The following is a 15,928-nucleotide window of genomic DNA, read 5'->3' as shown; positions in this document are numbered from 1 at the left end:
CTAACCCCGACTATTCGAAGGATGGCCTCCGATGAGGCAGACCGCAGGAACCCTGAACCGGATCTGGCTGACAATTCTCGGCATCCTCTTCCTGGCCGCAGGCACCGCACTGCTCCTGCAGGCCAGCGGGACACTGCATACTCTTCTAAACACCGCCCCCGCATGGCATTCCGTCGTCACCGGTGATCTGCACGCATTCTTCGCGCTGCCGTGGGTGGCGGCCGTCGTACTGATCATCGGAGTCATCATCGGGGTCCTCGGGCTGCTGTGGATCATCGCCCAGATCCCGAGGAAAAACACGGCGGGCGCCTACCGGCTCCATGACGACGGCAGTCAGGGATTCACCCTCTGCGACCCGTCGGTCCTCACCGCCGCCGTCGAAAAGCAGATCAACACCCTGCCCGGTGTCGTCACTTCCGCGGCCCAGCTGCGAGGAACAGCCACGGCACCCGACCTGACCCTGAAGGTGACGGTCAATGACAGGTCCGATGTCCGGGACGTCATCCACCGCATCCAAACATCCACCCTGCCGGAGCTGTCCAGCGCCCTGGAGGTGCCACTGCAGCGCAGCCGGCTGCAGATCGACATCAGCGCACGAACCCAAAGCACCGGAACCGTTGTGCATTCCACCGGCACCGTCATCTACTAGCATCTGAGCCATATATGAGACCGAGCGCCCCGGCGCATCGGAAGTCAGCAAGGTTGCCGCCACGTGTGCTTCGGTTTTATGATCCCAGCGCCGTGTCCGCAGCGCGCGCCATCTTGAAGCCAAGGGTCAAAACCCGGAGTGACAAGTCCTCCGGATGCAAGTCCGCTGCCGCCAGGACCGGCTCGTCCACACCCACGACGTGCGCCGCGGCGCCGGCGTTTTCCGCAGCACCGGGCCCGTGCGCAAATCTATCCATCTCCGGCGACCGCATTCCCGGGTTGCTTAGGAGAACAGCGGACCACACCGCCTCCACTGTCGCGATGGCCACGGTGGCCCCCGTCGGGCCCGAAACCTGCCAGCCGTCGCTGGTGGCGGCCACTTTCGGGGCCCCGGGCCACGTTTGGCAGACGCTATTGATCGTTTGGGCGACGATGAGGTGCTGCCGCATCGTTCGATTCGGCCCCAGCACCGGGTCGCTCACAACACTTCTTCCGCACGCACCGCACATGTGGGGGTTCCCTTCCTAGGGCATGACGTCGCCGGAATTTGGCCCGAGCGTCTGGCCGACATACAGGTTGCCTCCCGGATCGCTGGCGAGAAGCAGCGCCGTAGGCGCCACCTCGGCCGGAAGGCCGAAGCGCAGCAGCGGCAGTCCGGCACGCTTCGCCGCTTTCCACTCCGCGGAAATTCCTTCAACCAAGGGCGTCTCAATAGGGCCCGGGGCGATGCTGTTGACCAGCACGTTGTCGCCGGCGGTTTCCAGCGCCAGGGCCTTGGTCAGTCCGACGACTCCGGCTTTGGCCGCACAGTAGTGGCTGAGCCCGGTTCCGCCTTTGATGGCCAGTTGGGAAGCGATGTTGATGATGCGGCCCCACTTTTGCTGCCGCATCTCCCCCACCACCTCCCGGCAGCACAGGAAGACACCCGTCAGGTCAACCGAAATCGTCTCATTCCACATGGCCAGGGTCATGTCTTCCAGCCGCGATTCGGTTAGCAGGCCCGCGCTGTTCACGAGAATATCGATGCTCCCGAGCTGGGCGCGTGCGGCGGCGAAGGCGCCCCTCACGCTCGCTTCGTCTGAGACGTCGACGGCGATGGTTCCCGCCACACCTGACCGGTCCAGAACAGCCACTCTGTCGCCGTTGGCGGTGAAGGCTTCGGCGATGGCCCTGCCGATGCCGCTGGCTCCGCCTGTGACCACTACGGCCCGGCCCTCTGTGGGACGCGAGGCTTCTGAGTTGTTCATCCTTGTCCTTCCAGGGCTTTCAGGCACGCATCTTGATGGTGAGTCCGCCGTCGACTATCAGGGACTGGCCGGTGACGTAGGTGGCGTCATCGGAGGTCAGGAAGCCGATCACGCTGGCGACCTCCTCGGGCCGCCCGACCCGGCCCCAGGGGATTTCCAGCCCGGCGCGTTGCAGACCCTCTGGCCCGAGGGAGTTCACTGGGTCCAGGGACTGCGGAGTTTCGATCAGTCCGGGGATAACAGCGTTGGCGCGAATGCCGCGCGGCCCCAACTCGGCGGCCACACTGCGGATCAGCCCGAGGATGCCGGACTTGGCGGCTGCGTAGTGGGCATGTTCCTCCCACCCGTAGACACCGCCGGCAATGGAGGACACGGCAACCATCGCTCCCCCGTCGGTCATCTTCGTGGACCCGGCGCGCAGGGTCCGCATCACGCCGGTGAGGTCGACGTCGAGCATGTCGTGCCAGCGCTCATCGGTCATCTCACCCAGCGGTGAGTTGCGCAGGATTCCGGCGTTGGCCACCGCGTAGTCCAGGCGGCCGTACTCCGCCAGGGCGCGTTCGGCGAACGCGTCGACGGACGGTGTGCTGCGGACGTCGACTTCGTGGACGACTCCCTGGCCGCCTGCGTCTGTCACCAGGCGGAGGGTTTCTTCCGGGTCGTGCGGGTCTCCGGGAAAGGTGCCGATCACCGAATGCACGCCGCGGTGGGCGTAGTGGACCGCGAGGGCCCGTCCAATGCCGCTGGCCGCACCGGTGATCACGGCCACCCTTGTATCCGGTGTCATGCTTCCACCTCGTGCGGGTGATCCTCGAGCAGGGCCTCGGCCGGGGGCTTCGCGGCGATCATCAGGAGGCCGGAGAACAGCGTTCCGGCCGCGCCGACCCACAGGGCTGCAGCACCGGTTCCTGCGCTGGCGGCTGCCAGCGTGAACAGGAACCCGCCGAGAATGGTGCCGGGCTGGCTCATTGCGCCGATGAAGGCTGTGCCGGTGGCACGGCAGCTGACGGGGTAGCACTCGGCCATGAAGTACTGGATCGCGGCGTACGGTCCGACCAGGAAGAACAGACCGGCACCATAGGTTGCGATGATCATAAAGGGGCTGGTGGCGATGGGGCTGAGCATGATGGTGAACGAAATGCCGGAGAGAATCCAGCCGCCGATAATAGTCCGCTTCCGGCCGATCTTGTCCCCGAGCCACCCGTGGAAGACGTAGCCGAAGTACGCCAGCCCGTTGATGACGATCAGCATCCAGAAGGCGTCGGTGAGTTCCACACCCTTGGCGTTCTTCAGGACGGAGCTGCCGAGAATGCTGAAGATCAGGATGCCGAAGAAGTTGAAGATCCAGGCCAGCGAGAAAACGATCGTGTTCCGCCGCAGGTGCGGCTCCCAGATGCGCTTGAGCGGGGCAGCGGAGGAATGTTCGACGCCGAATGCGCGGGCCAGGGAGTGGGCTTCCTCGGTCTTGCCGCTCTTCTCAAGTTCGGTCAGCTTGTGGTGCAGCTCGAACTGCGGGGTCTCCTTCAGTTTCTTGGCAATGAGCCACACGATGATCACGGCCGGAACGGTCGCCATCAGGTACAGGGCGCGCCAGCCAAGGGACGGAAGAAAGACGAGGGCGAGGGCGCTGGCGAGCAGGAAGCCCAGCGGCCAGCCGCCCTGGATGAAGGAGTAGTGGAAGCCGGGGCGCTTGCGCTTATCGGCGACTTCGGTGACCTGGTAGACCTCGTTCATGTAGGTCGCGTTGACGGCCTGCTCGGAGAATCCGAGCCCCCCGAAGGAACGGACCAGAATCAACAGGCCGTTGCTGAGGAACGGGATTCCGGTTGGGATCAGGGCGGTCAGGCCGGAGACAATGGCGGTTCCGCCGACAGTGGTCATCATGCCCTTGCGGCGGCCGAGCCGGTCAATGACGGGGCCGATTCCGAAGCAGACGATCGCGGTGCCGACGGCGATCCAGGTGTTGATTGCGTAGGCTTCGGTCGCGCTCCAGCCGAATTCCTGCTGCATGGCCGGCAGGAGGGTGCCGAAAAGTCCGAAGTCGAACACGGCGACGGTCCAGGCACACAGCGCCAGCACAGTGGCGGTGGTTGTGTGGTGCTTGGAGAATACCGGGAAGCGGCGTTTCTCGTTGGGGGCAGGTTGCGTCAGGTCGACGTCGGGCTGCTGGGTAGTCATGACTGGTTTTCCTTTCGGGGGCTGCGTGCGAGGAAGGAGTCCGCGATCTGGTCGAAGGTGAGCCAGCTGACGCCCTCGTGGGAGTTGATGTGTTCGATGAGGCGTTCGAGCATGAGCAGGACCTGGGGACGGCCCGAGACATCCGGGTGGATCGTCATGGTAAAGGTGGCCTGGTCCATTTCGCGGTATACCCAGTCGAACTGGTCGCGCCACATTTGTTCGATGTCCCTCGGGCTGACGAAGCCGTGCGAGTTCGGGGCCGCCTTGATGAACATCATGGGAGGAAGATCGTCCAGGTACCAGTTGGCGGGGATTTCGACGAGGTCGGTTTCCTTGCCGCGGACGAGCGGCTCCATCCAGGTCTCGGCGGCCTTGGTGTAGTCGATCTTCTTCCAGCTGTCACCGACACGCACGTAGTAGGGCTCGAAATCGCGATGCATCAGGGAGTGGTCGTACTTGATCCCGCGTTCGAGGAGGATCTCGTTGGTGACCGGGGAAAATTCCCACCAGGGGGCGACATAGCCGGTGGGGCGACGGCCGGAAACCTTTTCGATGAGTTCGATTGACCGGTCCAGGATGGCAGTCTCCTGCTCGCGGGTCATGGCGATGGGGTTTTCGTGCGAGTATCCGTGCACTCCGATTTCGTGCCCTGCGTCCACGATCATCCGGGTCAGGTCCGGGAAAGTCTCGATTGAGTGGCCGGGCACGAACCACGTGGCGGGCAGGCTGTACTTCTCGAAGAGGCGGATGATGCGCGGGCCGCCGACCTCGCCGCTGAACAGACCACGTGAGATATCGCAAGGGGAATCCTCGCCCCCGTAGGAGCCGAGCATTCCGGCCACGGCGTCCACGTCCACGCCGAATGCGACTTGGATGTCCTTGGTCATGGGATCAACCTTTCATTGCGCTTTTGTTGAGGTTTGTTGGTGCGGTTCTGCTTTGGGGTGGAACTAGTCCGGGAGCGTTCCCCGGTGGGCGAAGCTTTCCGCGATGCGGGCCGCGGGGGTTTCGAGTCTGAGTAACAGGCTGAGAAGGACCAGGGACTGGGATGGTCTGAGCAGCCCGGAGGGTATGGCGCCGGCCGCGCGGAGGTCGGCGCCGCCGCCGTCGCCGTATCGGGGAACGACTGCGCCGGCTTCCACGCGCGTGCTCGTCACCACCACGACGCCGGCCGCGATTGCGTCGGCGACGTCCCGGCACAGCGCACGGTTGGCGTTGCCCGTGCCAGTTCCCTGGAGCACTACCCCGGCCGCCCCGGCCTGCAGGGAAGCCCGCAGGAGCGTGGAATCCGCTCCGGGATGAACAGCAATGAGGTCTACCCGCGGCGAACCGGCGCCTAAGCCTGGTAACGGTAACGGGGCAAGGCCGTGCTGTGCTGCATGCAGGCTGACCTCGCCGGAGTCCGACACTGACCCCGCCGTTCCGAAGTCCGGGTTGGCGAACGCGTCGAGGCGGGTCGTGTGGCTCTTCCGAACTCCAGCAGCCGGGAAGATTGTCCCGGCAAAGGCCAGCAGCACGCCCTTTCCCCGGGCGTGCGGGGAACCCGCAACGGCGATCGCGCGAGACAGATTGCCGGGACCGTCCGGCGTCGGGGAGTCGGCCGCCTCCTGCGCTCCGGTGAACACCACCGGACGAGGATCATCATGAGTGAGATCCACGAGATAGGCGGTCTCCTCCATCGTGTCCGTGCCGTGCGTGACCACGACCCCCAGAACCTGCGGGTCGGCCAGGGATTGCCTGATGCTGGCGCAGATCGCGATCATGTCATCGATCGTCAGCAGGTAAGAATTCTTCCGGAAGACGTCACCCACCCGGACCGGATACGAAGCTCGCACCCCCTTGCTGGCGAACACCTGCTCCCCCGAGTCCGACGCCACGGCAGCCCCCCCGGCCTCCGCTGCACGGGAGGAAATTGTCCCTCCCGTCGCCAGGAGCACCACATGGGGGCCAGCCAATTCTGTGCGAGTCATGTCCACTCCAGTTGTCCTGCATCTGCTGCCAGACGCGTACCCAATCGATTGGGTTGTGGGATGAAACTATTCCTGCGATGTCCTAAACACAGCTACCCAATCGATTGGGTAAGCGGTAAATTGACTATAAGATGTGAGGTGCGGCACGTCAAGGGGTTCTCGGACCACAGATCGGCCTGATATTGGGCAGGCTTGGTGGCGACATCGTTATTTAAATGAGGCAGGTATGCGCATGGAAGGAACCATGGCCGGGAACCCGACCGTCACGTTGAAGGATCTGGCGGACGAGCTTGGCATCCACCCGTCGACCGTGTCCAGGATCCTTCACTCGGACTCCGCAGTGGCGCGTGGGGCGGCCTCCGTGGCTACGGCCGAACGTGTACGGGAACTGGCCCGGAAACGGGGATACTCCCCTGACCCGCAGGCCGCCGGCCTGCGGACTCGGCGCACGCGCCTCATGGGAGTGATCGTGCCCCGGCTTTCGGATCTCGTCCTGGCGACCATGTACGAGGGCATGGACGAGGCCGCCGCGGCGCTGGGCTATTCGACGTTTGTCATGAACTCCCGCGACGATCCCCAGGAACAACGACGGAAAACTGACACCATGCTGGCCCGGCGCGTGGACGGACTGATCATCGGCGACGCTCACCTCGACGGCGGCCTGCTGCGGGAGTTGACGGACCGGAAGGTGCCTTTCGTACTCGTGAACCGCCGTGTCCCGGGCTACCCGTCCGCCACTTGCGACGACGTCCTTGGCGGCGAACTTGTTGCCGACCATCTGTGGAGCAAGGGGCATCGGAACGTCGCTGTCATCGCCGGTGAGCCCTACGCCAGTACGGCCGTTGACCGGACGGCAGGCTTCGTGGACCGTTGGCGTTCACTGGGCGGCACAATCCCCAGGAACTCCGTCGTCTGGTCTCGATTCGATACCGCCGGCGGTCGGGAAGCGGCCGAACAAATGCTGACTCACTGCCACCCTCAACCAACGGCACTGTTCGCCGTCAACGACTTTGCGGCGATCGGTGCCATGGGAGCGTTGCGGTCCCACGGCCTCACTGTCGGCGACGACGTGGCGGTGGTCGGTTTCAATGACACCTCGCTGGCCGCAGAACTTCCCATTCCGCTGTCCTCCGTCCACTCGCCCATGCTCGACATCGGGCGCGCCGCGGTGCAGCTTCTGAAACGGGTACTGGACGGCGAAACGGTCGAGCCGGTCAGGCTGGAACCGACCCTCTGTGTGCGGGAAAGCAGCGCCTGACACCACAGCAGCTGCAGCGGCAGCAGCTCCGGCCTGAGCGGCCCAATTCGTCGCGCGGTGTGTCATCGTGCCTTCCGGACCGGGTCTCGCGCATGTAGGAGGAACCTGTATTGCCGCTGATTCAGCTGCCCTGCGGGGCCATATCGCCGCAACCAAGATGCCTGCCTAGGACTTCCGGCACTGGTCCCTCGGCGGCCGGCCGGTCTATTCTGGACGCATAAATGAGCGCGACAGTTGGACAACATGGCGCCGAAGAAGCGGAATCGATCTCGTCTTGCCGCGGCCCTTTGGGGGGTCGTCGGATTCCTAACAGTGAGCGCCGTCTGCGGTGTACTCGTCGCCAGCCTGGCGATTCCCGGCGTCGCTGCCGCCGGCGTTGCCGTCAGCAGGTCAATCACCTTCTTCAACAACCTCCCCGCTGAGCTGTCGGTTGATCCGCCGTCGCAGTCAACTAAAGTGCTGAGCGCGGACGGGAAGCCAATCGCCACCTTCTTCGCGGAGAACCGCGTAAAGATCAGGCTGGACGAGATGTCCCCCTACATCAAGGACGCGATTGTTGCCATCGAGGACAGCCGGTACTACCAGCACGCCGGCGTCGACCCCCAGGGGATCCTTCGGGCGCTCACGACAAACCTGACCAGCGGCGACAGGCAGGGCGCGTCCACGTTGACGCAGCAGTACGTAACGAATGTGATCAACGAGTCCCTGATGTCGGCGGACAGGACCGATCAGGTCATCCTCAGCGGGCAGAAGACGATCGGCGACAAGGTGCGGGAGATGAAGCTCGCCATCGAGCTGGAAAAGAATTTCACCAAAGACCAGATCCTTGAGGGCTATCTCAACATCGTGTTCTTCAACCGTGACGCTTACGGCATTGAGGCCGCGGCCCGGCATTTCTTCAGCACCACCGCCAAAGACCTCACCCTGCCGCAGGCTGCCCTGCTCGCCGGCCTGGTCAACAGCCCCAGCTTTTACGATCCCTCCGTTAACCCCGACAACGCCGTCAAGCGGCGCAACCAAGTGCTGGACAAGATGCTCAGCGACGGGAAAATCCTCCAGGCCGATCATGACGCGGCCGTCGCCAGCGGTGTCGAGCTGAGGATCACGCCTGCAAAGCAGGGGTGCTCGGCGGCTGACATGGCGCCCTACTTCTGCGACTACGTCTCTCACCTAATCCTTAACAACCCGGTGTACGGCGTTGACGCCACGGCTCGCGAGAAGAGGCTGTACCGCGGCGGCCTGACCATCACCACCACGCTGGACAGCAGGCTGCAGGCGGCGGCGCAGGCGCAGGTTGATGCCACCGCCGGGGCCAACCCGGACAAGTGGGGCGCGTCGCTGGTCTCGATCGGGCCAGGCAGCGGCAAGATCCTGGCGATGGCCCAAAACACCGTGTTTCTGCCCGCCCCCGGGAAATTCGACACCCAGCTGAATTTCAACGTCGATGCCAAGGACGCCGACGGGAATGACCTGAACGGCGCCGGCGGGTTCCAACCCGGGTCCACGATGAAACCGTTCACATTCGCGGAATGGCTCAATGAAGGCAAGTCCATGGTCGCCGAGGTGGACGCCGCCCGACGGACTTATCCGCTGGACTTCCCGTGGAAGTCCAGCTGCGGGAAGGTCCTCGGGGCCTACAACACAGCTGAAACGGCCCTCGGCGCCGCAGACGACCTCCAGAACAACGACGAGGGCTACTACCGCAAGATGCCTGTCAATTACGGGCTCTACAACTCCATCAATACGGCGACCTTCGCAGAAGCCGCCGATCTGGACTTCTGCGGCATCCAGAGAATGGTGGATGCCGTGGGGCTTCACAGCGGCGTCGATAATGCCCCGGTGAATATGCACCAGCTGGGCAACCTGCTCGGTGCCATTGGCGTGGCGCCGCTCGTGCTGGCCAACGCGTTTGCGACGTTCGCCAACGACGGGAGGTATTGCGCCCCGATCGCCATCTCGGGCGTGACCGACGCGGCGGGACGGGAGCTTCCGGCCCAGATCAGCGACTGTCGCAGCGTGGTTAAGCCCGACGTTGCCCGGGGCGTGAACTCCGTGCTCCAGGATGTGCTGAAACTGGGGTCCGGAGTCCACATCCAACCCAAGGTCCACACCAGTTTCCCGGTCGCAGCCAAGACCGGCACGTCCAACACCAACGGCGCGACCTGGGTGGTCGGCTACACCAGCGGCCTGGCCACCGCGTCCTTCTTCGGAGACGCCCTGGAAGGCCAGACACGGCCCGGCCAGAACGTCACCATCAACGGCAAGTTCTATCAGAACATTGACGGCTACATGCTGGCCGGACCGCAGTGGGCGAACTACATGCTCGAGGTCGGGCGTCTCTATCCCGCCGAGCCTTTCCCGCCTCCACCCGAGTCCATGACCAAGCCCTGACCCATCTCGCCGATGTTCTGCGCCCAGATGTTATAGCTTGGCCTCATGAGCGAACACGTCGATGTGTTGATTGTCGGTGCCGGGCTGAGCGGCATCGGATTCGCCAGCCGGCTGAAACGCGAAATACCCGGGAAGACCTTCACCATCCTCGAGTCCCGCGGTGCGGTGGGAGGCACCTGGGATCTTTTCAGGTACCCGGGCATCCGTTCCGACAGCGACATGTACACCCTCGGATACTCCTTCCGGCCCTGGGCCGGCGCGAAGGCCATTGCCGACGGCGATGCGATTCGCGAATACATCGAGGCGACGGTCGCGGACGAGGAACTCGAAGCGCGGATCCGGCTGCATCACCGGGTCGAATCGGCCGAGTGGTCCAGCGAAACCGCGCTGTGGACCGTCACGGCCGCGCTCACGTCCGCCGGCGAATATCGACCGGACCGTCCGACGTCGCACGCCGCCCAGTCAGTCACGTTCACCTGCGCGTTCCTGTCCGTCTGCTCGGGCTACTACCGCTATGATGAAGGGTTCACCCCGGCCATCGAGGGGGCCGAAACGTTTGCGGGATCGATCGTCCACCCGCAACACTGGCCTGCTGATCTCGACTACGAAGGCAAGCAGGTGGTGATCATCGGCAGCGGGGCAACCGCAGTGACCCTCGTCCCGTCGATGGCGGGCTCGGCTGCCAAGGTCACCATGCTGCAGCGCTCCCCCACCTACATCGCCCCCGTGCCCTCCCGGGACCATCTGGCCGACCTTCTTCAAGGCAAGGTGCCGGCGCAGCTGGCGTACAACGTCGTCCGGGCAAAGAACATTCTTTTTTCCATGCTGACGTACCAGCTCAGCCGACGGCGGCCGGAAACGATGAAGGCGATCCTCCGCAAGGCAGCCATCGCCAAGCTGCCGGAGGGCTTTGCGGTCGACACGCACCTGGCCCCGTCGTATCAGCCCTGGGACCAGCGGCTCTGCGCGATCCCCAATGGCGACCTTTACCGCGCCATCAGCGCGGGCACTGCCGACATCGTGACCGACCGGATCTCACGGATCACCCCTGGCGGGCTTGACCTGGTCTCGGGGAGATCGATCCCGGCCGACGTGATCGTCACGGCGACAGGCCTGAACCTGCTCGTGCTGGGCGGGATGACTCTCCGGGTCGACGGCGGGCCGGTGGACGTGGGCAAGACCGTGACCTACAAGGGCATGATGCTGGACGGTGTTCCCAATTTTGCGCTCACCGTCGGCTACACCAACGCGTCGTGGACGCTGAAGGCGGATCTGGTAGCCGGCTACATCTGCAGGCTGCTGAAGTACCTCGACCGTCGGGACCTGCAATGGGTCACGCCCCAGGCTCCCTCCGACGTCGCGAAGGTTGAGCTGACGTCCCTGATCGACCTGAAGGCCGGCTATATTCTTCGCGACGCCCAACATCTGCCCAGGCAGGGCGCCGGCTCGCCTTGGCGATTGCACCAGAACTATGTGCGCGACTTCGCCCTGCTCAGGGCCGGCAGGCTGACGGACCACGTTCGTTTCGGTCGACGCGGGCAGCGGGTGGCCGCGCCTGGACGGGAAACCCCGGAGGCGTGCGAGGACCCTCTCGACCTGCCGGGAACAGCACACCTCGACGTCGCGGGCCGGCGCCTGCGCTACCGAAAGACCGGCACCGGGGACCCCGTGCTGCTCCTGCACGGCATTGGCCAGAGCCTCCATGACTGGGACGAGCAACACCAGCGACTCTCGGCACGCCACACCGTCTACAGCGTTGACCTGCCCGGCTTCGCGTACTCCGACCGAGTCGCCGGGCCGGCGACTTTGGCGAAGCTTGCTGATGCCCTGCCTGCAGTCCTCGACGCCCTCGGGGTGCACGAACCGCTGCCGGTCATCGGCAATTCGCTCGGCGGTGCCGTCGCCATGAGGTTCGCTGCCGACCATCCCGACCGCGTTTCGGCACTGGTTCTGGCCGACAGCGCCGGATTCGGCCAGAGGGTTGCCCTGGTCCTGCGCCTGCTCACGGTCAGGCCGCTCGCTGCAGTTCTCATGCGTCCCGCCGAGTCAGCTTCGCGCCGCACGGTCCAGTCGCTTTTCTACGACAAGGAGCTGGCGACCGATGCCCGCGTCGACCATGCATTCGCGCTGTCGCAGCGGGCGGCCCACCGCCAAACGACCCACGACATCGCCCGCGATCTCGGAACCATCGCCGGCATCCGGGCAGAATGGCGGACGGCCCTCGTGGCGGCCTTAGCGCAGTCGGACATTCCGACGCTCGTTGTCTGGGGCGACCATGACCACGTCATCCCGTGCAGCCAGCTGAAGGCGGCGACCGCAGCGGTGCCCCGTGCCGAGTCGTATGTCTTCTCGAACACGGGGCACATGCCCCAGATCGAACGGCCTGATGAGTTCGCCGCGGTTGTGGAGGAGTTCCTGTCCCGGGTCATGGCGGGCCGCCAGACGGCAGGCATCTGACGCGAAAGGCGCATCTCTGTCCTGGAGGTGCGCCTTTCGTGTGACCCTGTGACCGCGGAGTGGTTCAGGCGTTAGAGACCTCGGTCGCCTTCGAACGGATGAAGTCATGATCCTCCTGGGATATGACCGTCTCGCCGTGCTGCCCACTGGCGAGATCCTCGCCCGCCGCCTTGGAGACAACTGCGGTGATGGTCCTGGGAAGGATCTGGCATCCGGGGTTGTCAATGAACCACTTCCGCGTGGCAGGGTCCAGACGGTCCCAATGGTCCTTAATGTGCATCTGACGATGCCGCCTTCCTTCTCGGTGTGCGGTTCGGGGTGGAACATGGCCTGCTGCGAGGGGAAACGGTGCGCGCCCCAGCCCAACAAGTTAACGCCTTGCCGAGGAGGAAGACTAGGGCCATAGTCCCTCAATTTCATGCGAGCCACGCCTCCCAAAAAGGGAGCGAAGCGATTCCCGCCGACGTCAACGGTCAGCCGGCTACTCTGGAAGCCCAACTCCGAGGAGGACATAGATGGAGAACCGACCTCCGCAGTCCGGGGCCAAAGACCCCGGGCCGTTCTACCACGGCACGAAGGCTGACCTGTTGCCTGGGGACCTGTTGAAACCCGGTCATAGCTCGAATTTCGGGGAACGGAGGAGTGCGAACTTCGTCTACGTGACTGCGACGCTGGATGCGGCCACTTGGGGAGCGGAACTCGGCGTGGGCGAGGGGCCGGGCAGGATCTACCGTGTGGAACCCACGGGCCCCTTTGAGGATGACCCCAATCTGACGGACAAGAAGTTCCCGGGCAACCCGACTCGTTCCTACCGCACCCAAGCTCCGCTGCGGGTCGTTGACGAGATCCTGGATTGGCCGCCGCACTCCCCCGAGGTGCTCCAGAACATGCGGAGCCACCTGGAAGAACTCAAGCGGCTTGGCATCGAGGCAATCGACTGAACTCCCGCGCTGCGTCAGTCACGCGGCCGCATGAGCGGCGGGTTGAGCACCGCCCTGATTGGCTGGCCAGCGGCGGGACGGGCGGCGCCGGCCAGCCGGAAAAGCGCCGCCGGGCGGCCGGTCTCGCCCGTCGTCATCCGCCCTGTGTCTTCCAGAAAACCAGGCGTTCCCGTGGCCTTGCGGTGGAAATTCCGGGGGTCCAGGCGCGTGCCCCAGACGGCCTCATACACAGTCCGGAGCTGTGCGACGGTGAACTCCTCGCCGCAAAAGGCCGCCCCCAGCGGGGAATATTCGAGCTTCGACTTCGCCCGCTCCACGGCGTCGGCGAGGATCCGCCCGTGGTCAAAGGCGAGCTCCAATTCGCCACCCAAGACCTGGCCGACCGGGTACCAGGCGGCGTGCTCGGCGTCGCTCCCGGCGGACAGGACGGGAAAGTTCGGTGCGAGCAGCAGGTGGGCCACTGTGAGCACATCGCCGCGAGGGTCCCGCCCCCTCGGCCCGTAGCTCCCCAACTGCTCCAGGTGGCCAGGGACCTGCTCGACGCCGGTTTCCTCCGCGAGTTCCCGGCCCGCCGCAGTCACGAGGTCTTCGCCGGGCAGCACGAAACCGCCCGGCAGTGCGAGCCTGCCGCGGAAGGGCTCGATGAGGCGGGTGACCAGCAGGACTCGCAGGCCGTCGTCGACCACGGTGAGGGCGACGACGTCGACCGTCACCGGGAAGGACGCAGGTGCCGAGTGGGATTCAGGCATGAATCCATAGTAGGGACTTATCGTCACCTTGACAATAACTCGGGGCGTGTTCTAGAGTTCAGTTATCGTCAAGTTGACGACAATATCGAACGGTTTAGGAGAACTCCATGGCCAGCATCAAGCGCTACCCTTGGATCAGCCACTTCCTTGGCAGCCCCACCGGCCACGTCGTCCACCTGCAGAAGGGCCAAGTCAGGCATCAGGGTGTGGGCCAGGCCTTCTGGTTCCGGCCGGCGAACTCCGTGCTCAGCGAAGTTCCTGTGGATGACCAGGAACTGCCCACTCTCTTCCATGCCATCACCCGTGACCACCAGGACGTGAGTGTCCAGGCCAACGTCACCTACCGCTTCATCGACCCGGTGTCCGTCTCCACGCGGCTCGACTTCGGCCTCCAGCCGGCCGGCTCGGCGCAGGCAACCGGCAAGGAGCAGGTCGCCACCATCATCGGCCAGCTGTGCCAAAGCCACGCCATCGACCAGATCGCCACCACCACGCTCGCCGAGGCACTGGAACGAGGAGTCAGCCAGCTCCGTAGCGTTCTCACCGAAGCCCTCCGTGCGGACTCGCGGCTCCAGTCCACCGGCATCGAGATCCTTGCGGTGCAGGTCCTGGCGGTCAGGCCGGAGTCCGATGTCGAGCGGGCACTGCAGACACCGGTCAGGGAACAGCTCCAGGCCGAAGCGGACCGCGCCGTGTACGAGCGCCGGGCCGTCGCCGTCGAACGCGAACGGACAATCTCCGAGAACGAAATGGCGAGCCAGATCGAACTGGCCACCCGCCGCGAGCACCTGGTCACCCAGGAAGGCGCCAACGCACGGCGTCAGGCCGAGGAAAAAGCCGCCGCGGGACTCATTGAGGCGCAGGCCTCGGCCGAACGCCAGGGCATCAACGCCTCCGCCGAAGCGAACCAGATCCGACTCGTCGGCGAGGCAGACGCGGCACGCGAGGCCGCCACCATGGACGTATACCGGGACATGGAACAGGCAACCCTGCTGGCACTGGCCCTGCGCGACGCTGCCGCATCACTGCCCAACATCGGGAACCTCACCATCACCCCGGACCTGCTCAGCGGTGCACTCGCCGGGCTGGTCAGGGAACCTGCGGCCGGCCCTGCTACTGCGGCCGGTGTCAGGGCTGCGACCGCCGTCCCGGTCGGGAAGTAGCCTCCGGTCATGGCAAACCCCCGTCTCGTCATCGTCCACCGGCGCACCGAACTCCAGGAACTCCTGGACCGTCACGCCACCCGCGGCCAGGCCGAATTCTTCCTCCGGACCCGCGGCCGCACGCTCCAGGATGTGCAGGAGCGCCATGACCTGCTCACCGCGGCTCTGGCGGCTGTCCGCGCCGCTGTTCCGGCCGAGTGGCGTCACGCCGAGGTGGAGCGCGCCGACCTGAGCCGCTTCCTGCTCACCCCGGAGGACATCATCGCTGTGGTGGGTCAGGACGGGCTCGTGGCCAACGCGGCGAAGTATCTCAACGGCCAGCCCGTCATCGGGATCGATCCGGAACCGGGGGCGAATCCGGGTGTCCTGGTCCGGCACACGCCCGACGCTGCGGCAAAGCTGCTCCATGAGGCTGGCCTCGCCGGCCCGGCGAAACGGGTGCGCTGCCGGGAACTCGCCACGGTGACGGCACGGCTCGACGACGGGCAGGAACTCTCGGGGCTCAACGAGGTATTTATCGGGCACGCCTCGCACCAGTCGGCCCGATACCAGCTCACCACCCCGGACGGCCGGGCCGAACGCCACTCCTCGTCGGGCGTGATCGTCTCAACGGGCACGGGCGCCACCGGCTGGTGCGCCTCCATCGCCCTGGAACGCGGAGGACGCGCGTTTCCGGCACCAACGGATCCCCGGCTCGCGTGGTTCGTCCGTGAGGCCTGGCCCTCCCCCATCACCGGAGCCTCCTTGACCGAGGGGGTGCTGTCGGCCGGCGAAACACTGCGCGTCACCGTTGCATCCGACCAGCTCGTGGTGTTCGGCGACGGCATGGAGGACGACCGTCTCACGGCGTCCTGGGGCCAGGAAATCCTGGTGCAATTGGGGGAACGGCCGCTGAGGCTGGTGGATCGCTAACCTGGCCTACGCTG

General features: G+C 65.1%; 15 protein-coding genes. 7 read left to right on the top strand and 8 right to left on the bottom strand.

Annotation, left to right across the window (positions count from 1 at the left end):
* Positions 1–31: 31 nt before the first annotated feature.
* Positions 32–649 (top strand): Asp23/Gls24 family envelope stress response protein, encoded by a 618-nt coding sequence (locus tag ACZYZ5_RS04450; RefSeq protein ID WP_463899431.1) that lies wholly within the window; start codon positions 32–34, stop codon positions 647–649.
* A 76-nt stretch (positions 650–725) separates the two neighbouring features.
* On the opposite strand, the gene ACZYZ5_RS04445 is transcribed toward ACZYZ5_RS04450, so the two are convergent.
* The 6 genes from ACZYZ5_RS04445 to ACZYZ5_RS04420 all read right to left on the bottom strand — a co-directional run bounded on the left by ACZYZ5_RS04445 (position 726) and on the right by ACZYZ5_RS04420 (position 6,043).
* Positions 726–1,097 (bottom strand): hypothetical protein, encoded by a 372-nt coding sequence (locus tag ACZYZ5_RS04445; protein WP_463899429.1) that lies wholly within the window; start codon positions 1,095–1,097, stop codon positions 726–728.
* Between the two features lie 75 nt (positions 1,098–1,172).
* Complete coding sequence (locus ACZYZ5_RS04440) at positions 1,173–1,895, bottom strand: SDR family NAD(P)-dependent oxidoreductase (RefSeq protein ID WP_463899428.1); 723 nt, start codon at positions 1,893–1,895, stop codon at positions 1,173–1,175.
* Positions 1,896–1,914: 19 nt separating this feature from the next.
* Positions 1,915–2,682 (bottom strand): SDR family NAD(P)-dependent oxidoreductase, encoded by a 768-nt coding sequence (locus ACZYZ5_RS04435; RefSeq protein ID WP_463899426.1) that lies wholly within the window; start codon positions 2,680–2,682, stop codon positions 1,915–1,917.
* Positions 2,679–4,073 (bottom strand): MFS transporter, encoded by a 1,395-nt coding sequence (locus tag ACZYZ5_RS04430; RefSeq protein ID WP_463899425.1) that lies wholly within the window; start codon positions 4,071–4,073, stop codon positions 2,679–2,681. Before ACZYZ5_RS04430 ends, ACZYZ5_RS04435 begins: the two co-directional genes overlap by 4 nt.
* Positions 4,070–4,960 (bottom strand): polysaccharide deacetylase family protein, encoded by an 891-nt coding sequence (locus tag ACZYZ5_RS04425; protein ID WP_463899424.1) that lies wholly within the window; start codon positions 4,958–4,960, stop codon positions 4,070–4,072. Before ACZYZ5_RS04425 ends, ACZYZ5_RS04430 begins: the two co-directional genes overlap by 4 nt.
* A 63-nt stretch (positions 4,961–5,023) precedes the next feature.
* Positions 5,024–6,043 carry an asparaginase gene (locus ACZYZ5_RS04420; RefSeq protein ID WP_463899422.1) on the bottom strand — a complete coding sequence of 340 codons (1,020 nt, stop codon included), beginning with the start codon at positions 6,041–6,043 and terminating at the stop codon, positions 5,024–5,026.
* Positions 6,044–6,269: 226 nt separating this feature from the next.
* Here ACZYZ5_RS04420 and ACZYZ5_RS04415 point away from each other — a divergent pair, with 226 nt between their 5' ends.
* The 3 genes from ACZYZ5_RS04415 to ACZYZ5_RS04405 all read left to right on the top strand — a co-directional run bounded on the left by ACZYZ5_RS04415 (position 6,270) and on the right by ACZYZ5_RS04405 (position 12,149).
* The gene (locus ACZYZ5_RS04415) at positions 6,270–7,301 is read left to right on the top strand and encodes a LacI family DNA-binding transcriptional regulator (RefSeq protein WP_463899421.1); all 1,032 of its coding nucleotides are present in this window, start codon (positions 6,270–6,272) and stop codon (positions 7,299–7,301) included.
* 243 nt (positions 7,302–7,544) lie between these two features.
* Positions 7,545–9,692, top strand: coding sequence for a transglycosylase domain-containing protein (locus ACZYZ5_RS04410; RefSeq protein WP_463899420.1), 2,148 nt, complete (start codon positions 7,545–7,547; stop codon positions 9,690–9,692).
* Positions 9,693–9,737: 45 nt separating this feature from the next.
* Entirely contained in the window at positions 9,738–12,149 is a 2,412-nt protein-coding gene (locus ACZYZ5_RS04405; protein WP_463899419.1) for an alpha/beta fold hydrolase, read from the top strand.
* Positions 12,150–12,213: 64 nt separating this feature from the next.
* Here the strand turns inward: ACZYZ5_RS04405 and ACZYZ5_RS04400 are convergent, their stop codons facing one another.
* Positions 12,214–12,429 carry a hypothetical protein gene (locus ACZYZ5_RS04400; RefSeq protein ID WP_463899418.1) on the bottom strand — a complete coding sequence of 72 codons (216 nt, stop codon included), beginning with the start codon at positions 12,427–12,429 and terminating at the stop codon, positions 12,214–12,216.
* Positions 12,430–12,664: 235 nt separating this feature from the next.
* On the opposite strand from ACZYZ5_RS04400, the gene arr reads away from it, so the two are divergent.
* On the top strand, positions 12,665–13,090 hold the full coding sequence (gene arr, locus ACZYZ5_RS04395) for an NAD(+)--rifampin ADP-ribosyltransferase (protein WP_463899417.1): 426 nt from the start codon (positions 12,665–12,667) through the stop codon (positions 13,088–13,090).
* Positions 13,091–13,104: 14 nt separating this feature from the next.
* On the opposite strand, the gene ACZYZ5_RS04390 is transcribed toward arr, so the two are convergent.
* Entirely contained in the window at positions 13,105–13,839 is a 735-nt protein-coding gene (locus ACZYZ5_RS04390) for an NUDIX hydrolase (RefSeq protein WP_463899416.1), read from the bottom strand.
* 107 nt (positions 13,840–13,946) lie between these two features.
* Between ACZYZ5_RS04390 and ACZYZ5_RS04385 the strand changes: the two genes are divergently transcribed.
* The gene (locus ACZYZ5_RS04385; RefSeq protein WP_463899415.1) at positions 13,947–15,002 is read left to right on the top strand and encodes an SPFH domain-containing protein; all 1,056 of its coding nucleotides are present in this window, start codon (positions 13,947–13,949) and stop codon (positions 15,000–15,002) included.
* Between the two features lie 9 nt (positions 15,003–15,011).
* A complete protein-coding gene (locus ACZYZ5_RS04380) occupies positions 15,012–15,914 on the top strand; it encodes a diacylglycerol kinase catalytic domain-containing protein (protein WP_463899414.1) in 903 nt (300 codons plus the stop codon).
* The last annotated feature ends 14 nt before the right edge of the window (positions 15,915–15,928 follow it).

The organism is Pseudarthrobacter ribosi, from assembly GCF_055412865.1.
This window is presented reverse-complemented; position numbering and strand designations above follow the sequence as displayed.

Excerpts from the sequence above, each read along its gene's own strand:
- ACZYZ5_RS04435 (WP_463899426.1), bottom strand. The coding sequence starts at position 2,682 with ATGACACCGGATACAAGGGTGGCCGTGATCACCGGTGCGGCCAGCGGC.
- ACZYZ5_RS04420 (WP_463899422.1), bottom strand. The coding sequence starts at position 6,043 with ATGACTCGCACAGAATTGGCTGGCCCCCATGTGGTGCTCCTGGCGACG.
- ACZYZ5_RS04415 (WP_463899421.1), top strand. The coding sequence starts at position 6,270 with ATGCGCATGGAAGGAACCATGGCCGGGAACCCGACCGTCACGTTGAAG.
- arr (WP_463899417.1), top strand. The coding sequence starts at position 12,665 with ATGGAGAACCGACCTCCGCAGTCCGGGGCCAAAGACCCCGGGCCGTTC.
- ACZYZ5_RS04410 (WP_463899420.1), top strand. The coding sequence starts at position 7,545 with ATGGCGCCGAAGAAGCGGAATCGATCTCGTCTTGCCGCGGCCCTTTGG.
- ACZYZ5_RS04440 (WP_463899428.1), bottom strand. The coding sequence starts at position 1,895 with ATGAACAACTCAGAAGCCTCGCGTCCCACAGAGGGCCGGGCCGTAGTG.
- ACZYZ5_RS04445 (WP_463899429.1), bottom strand. The coding sequence starts at position 1,097 with ATGCGGCAGCACCTCATCGTCGCCCAAACGATCAATAGCGTCTGCCAA.
- ACZYZ5_RS04450 (WP_463899431.1), top strand. The coding sequence starts at position 32 with ATGAGGCAGACCGCAGGAACCCTGAACCGGATCTGGCTGACAATTCTC.
- ACZYZ5_RS04400 (WP_463899418.1), bottom strand. The coding sequence starts at position 12,429 with ATGCACATTAAGGACCATTGGGACCGTCTGGACCCTGCCACGCGGAAG.
- ACZYZ5_RS04430 (WP_463899425.1), bottom strand. The coding sequence starts at position 4,073 with ATGACTACCCAGCAGCCCGACGTCGACCTGACGCAACCTGCCCCCAAC.
- ACZYZ5_RS04425 (WP_463899424.1), bottom strand. The coding sequence starts at position 4,960 with ATGACCAAGGACATCCAAGTCGCATTCGGCGTGGACGTGGACGCCGTG.
- ACZYZ5_RS04405 (WP_463899419.1), top strand. The coding sequence starts at position 9,738 with ATGAGCGAACACGTCGATGTGTTGATTGTCGGTGCCGGGCTGAGCGGC.
- ACZYZ5_RS04390 (WP_463899416.1), bottom strand. The coding sequence starts at position 13,839 with ATGCCTGAATCCCACTCGGCACCTGCGTCCTTCCCGGTGACGGTCGAC.
- ACZYZ5_RS04385 (WP_463899415.1), top strand. The coding sequence starts at position 13,947 with ATGGCCAGCATCAAGCGCTACCCTTGGATCAGCCACTTCCTTGGCAGC.
- ACZYZ5_RS04380 (WP_463899414.1), top strand. The coding sequence starts at position 15,012 with ATGGCAAACCCCCGTCTCGTCATCGTCCACCGGCGCACCGAACTCCAG.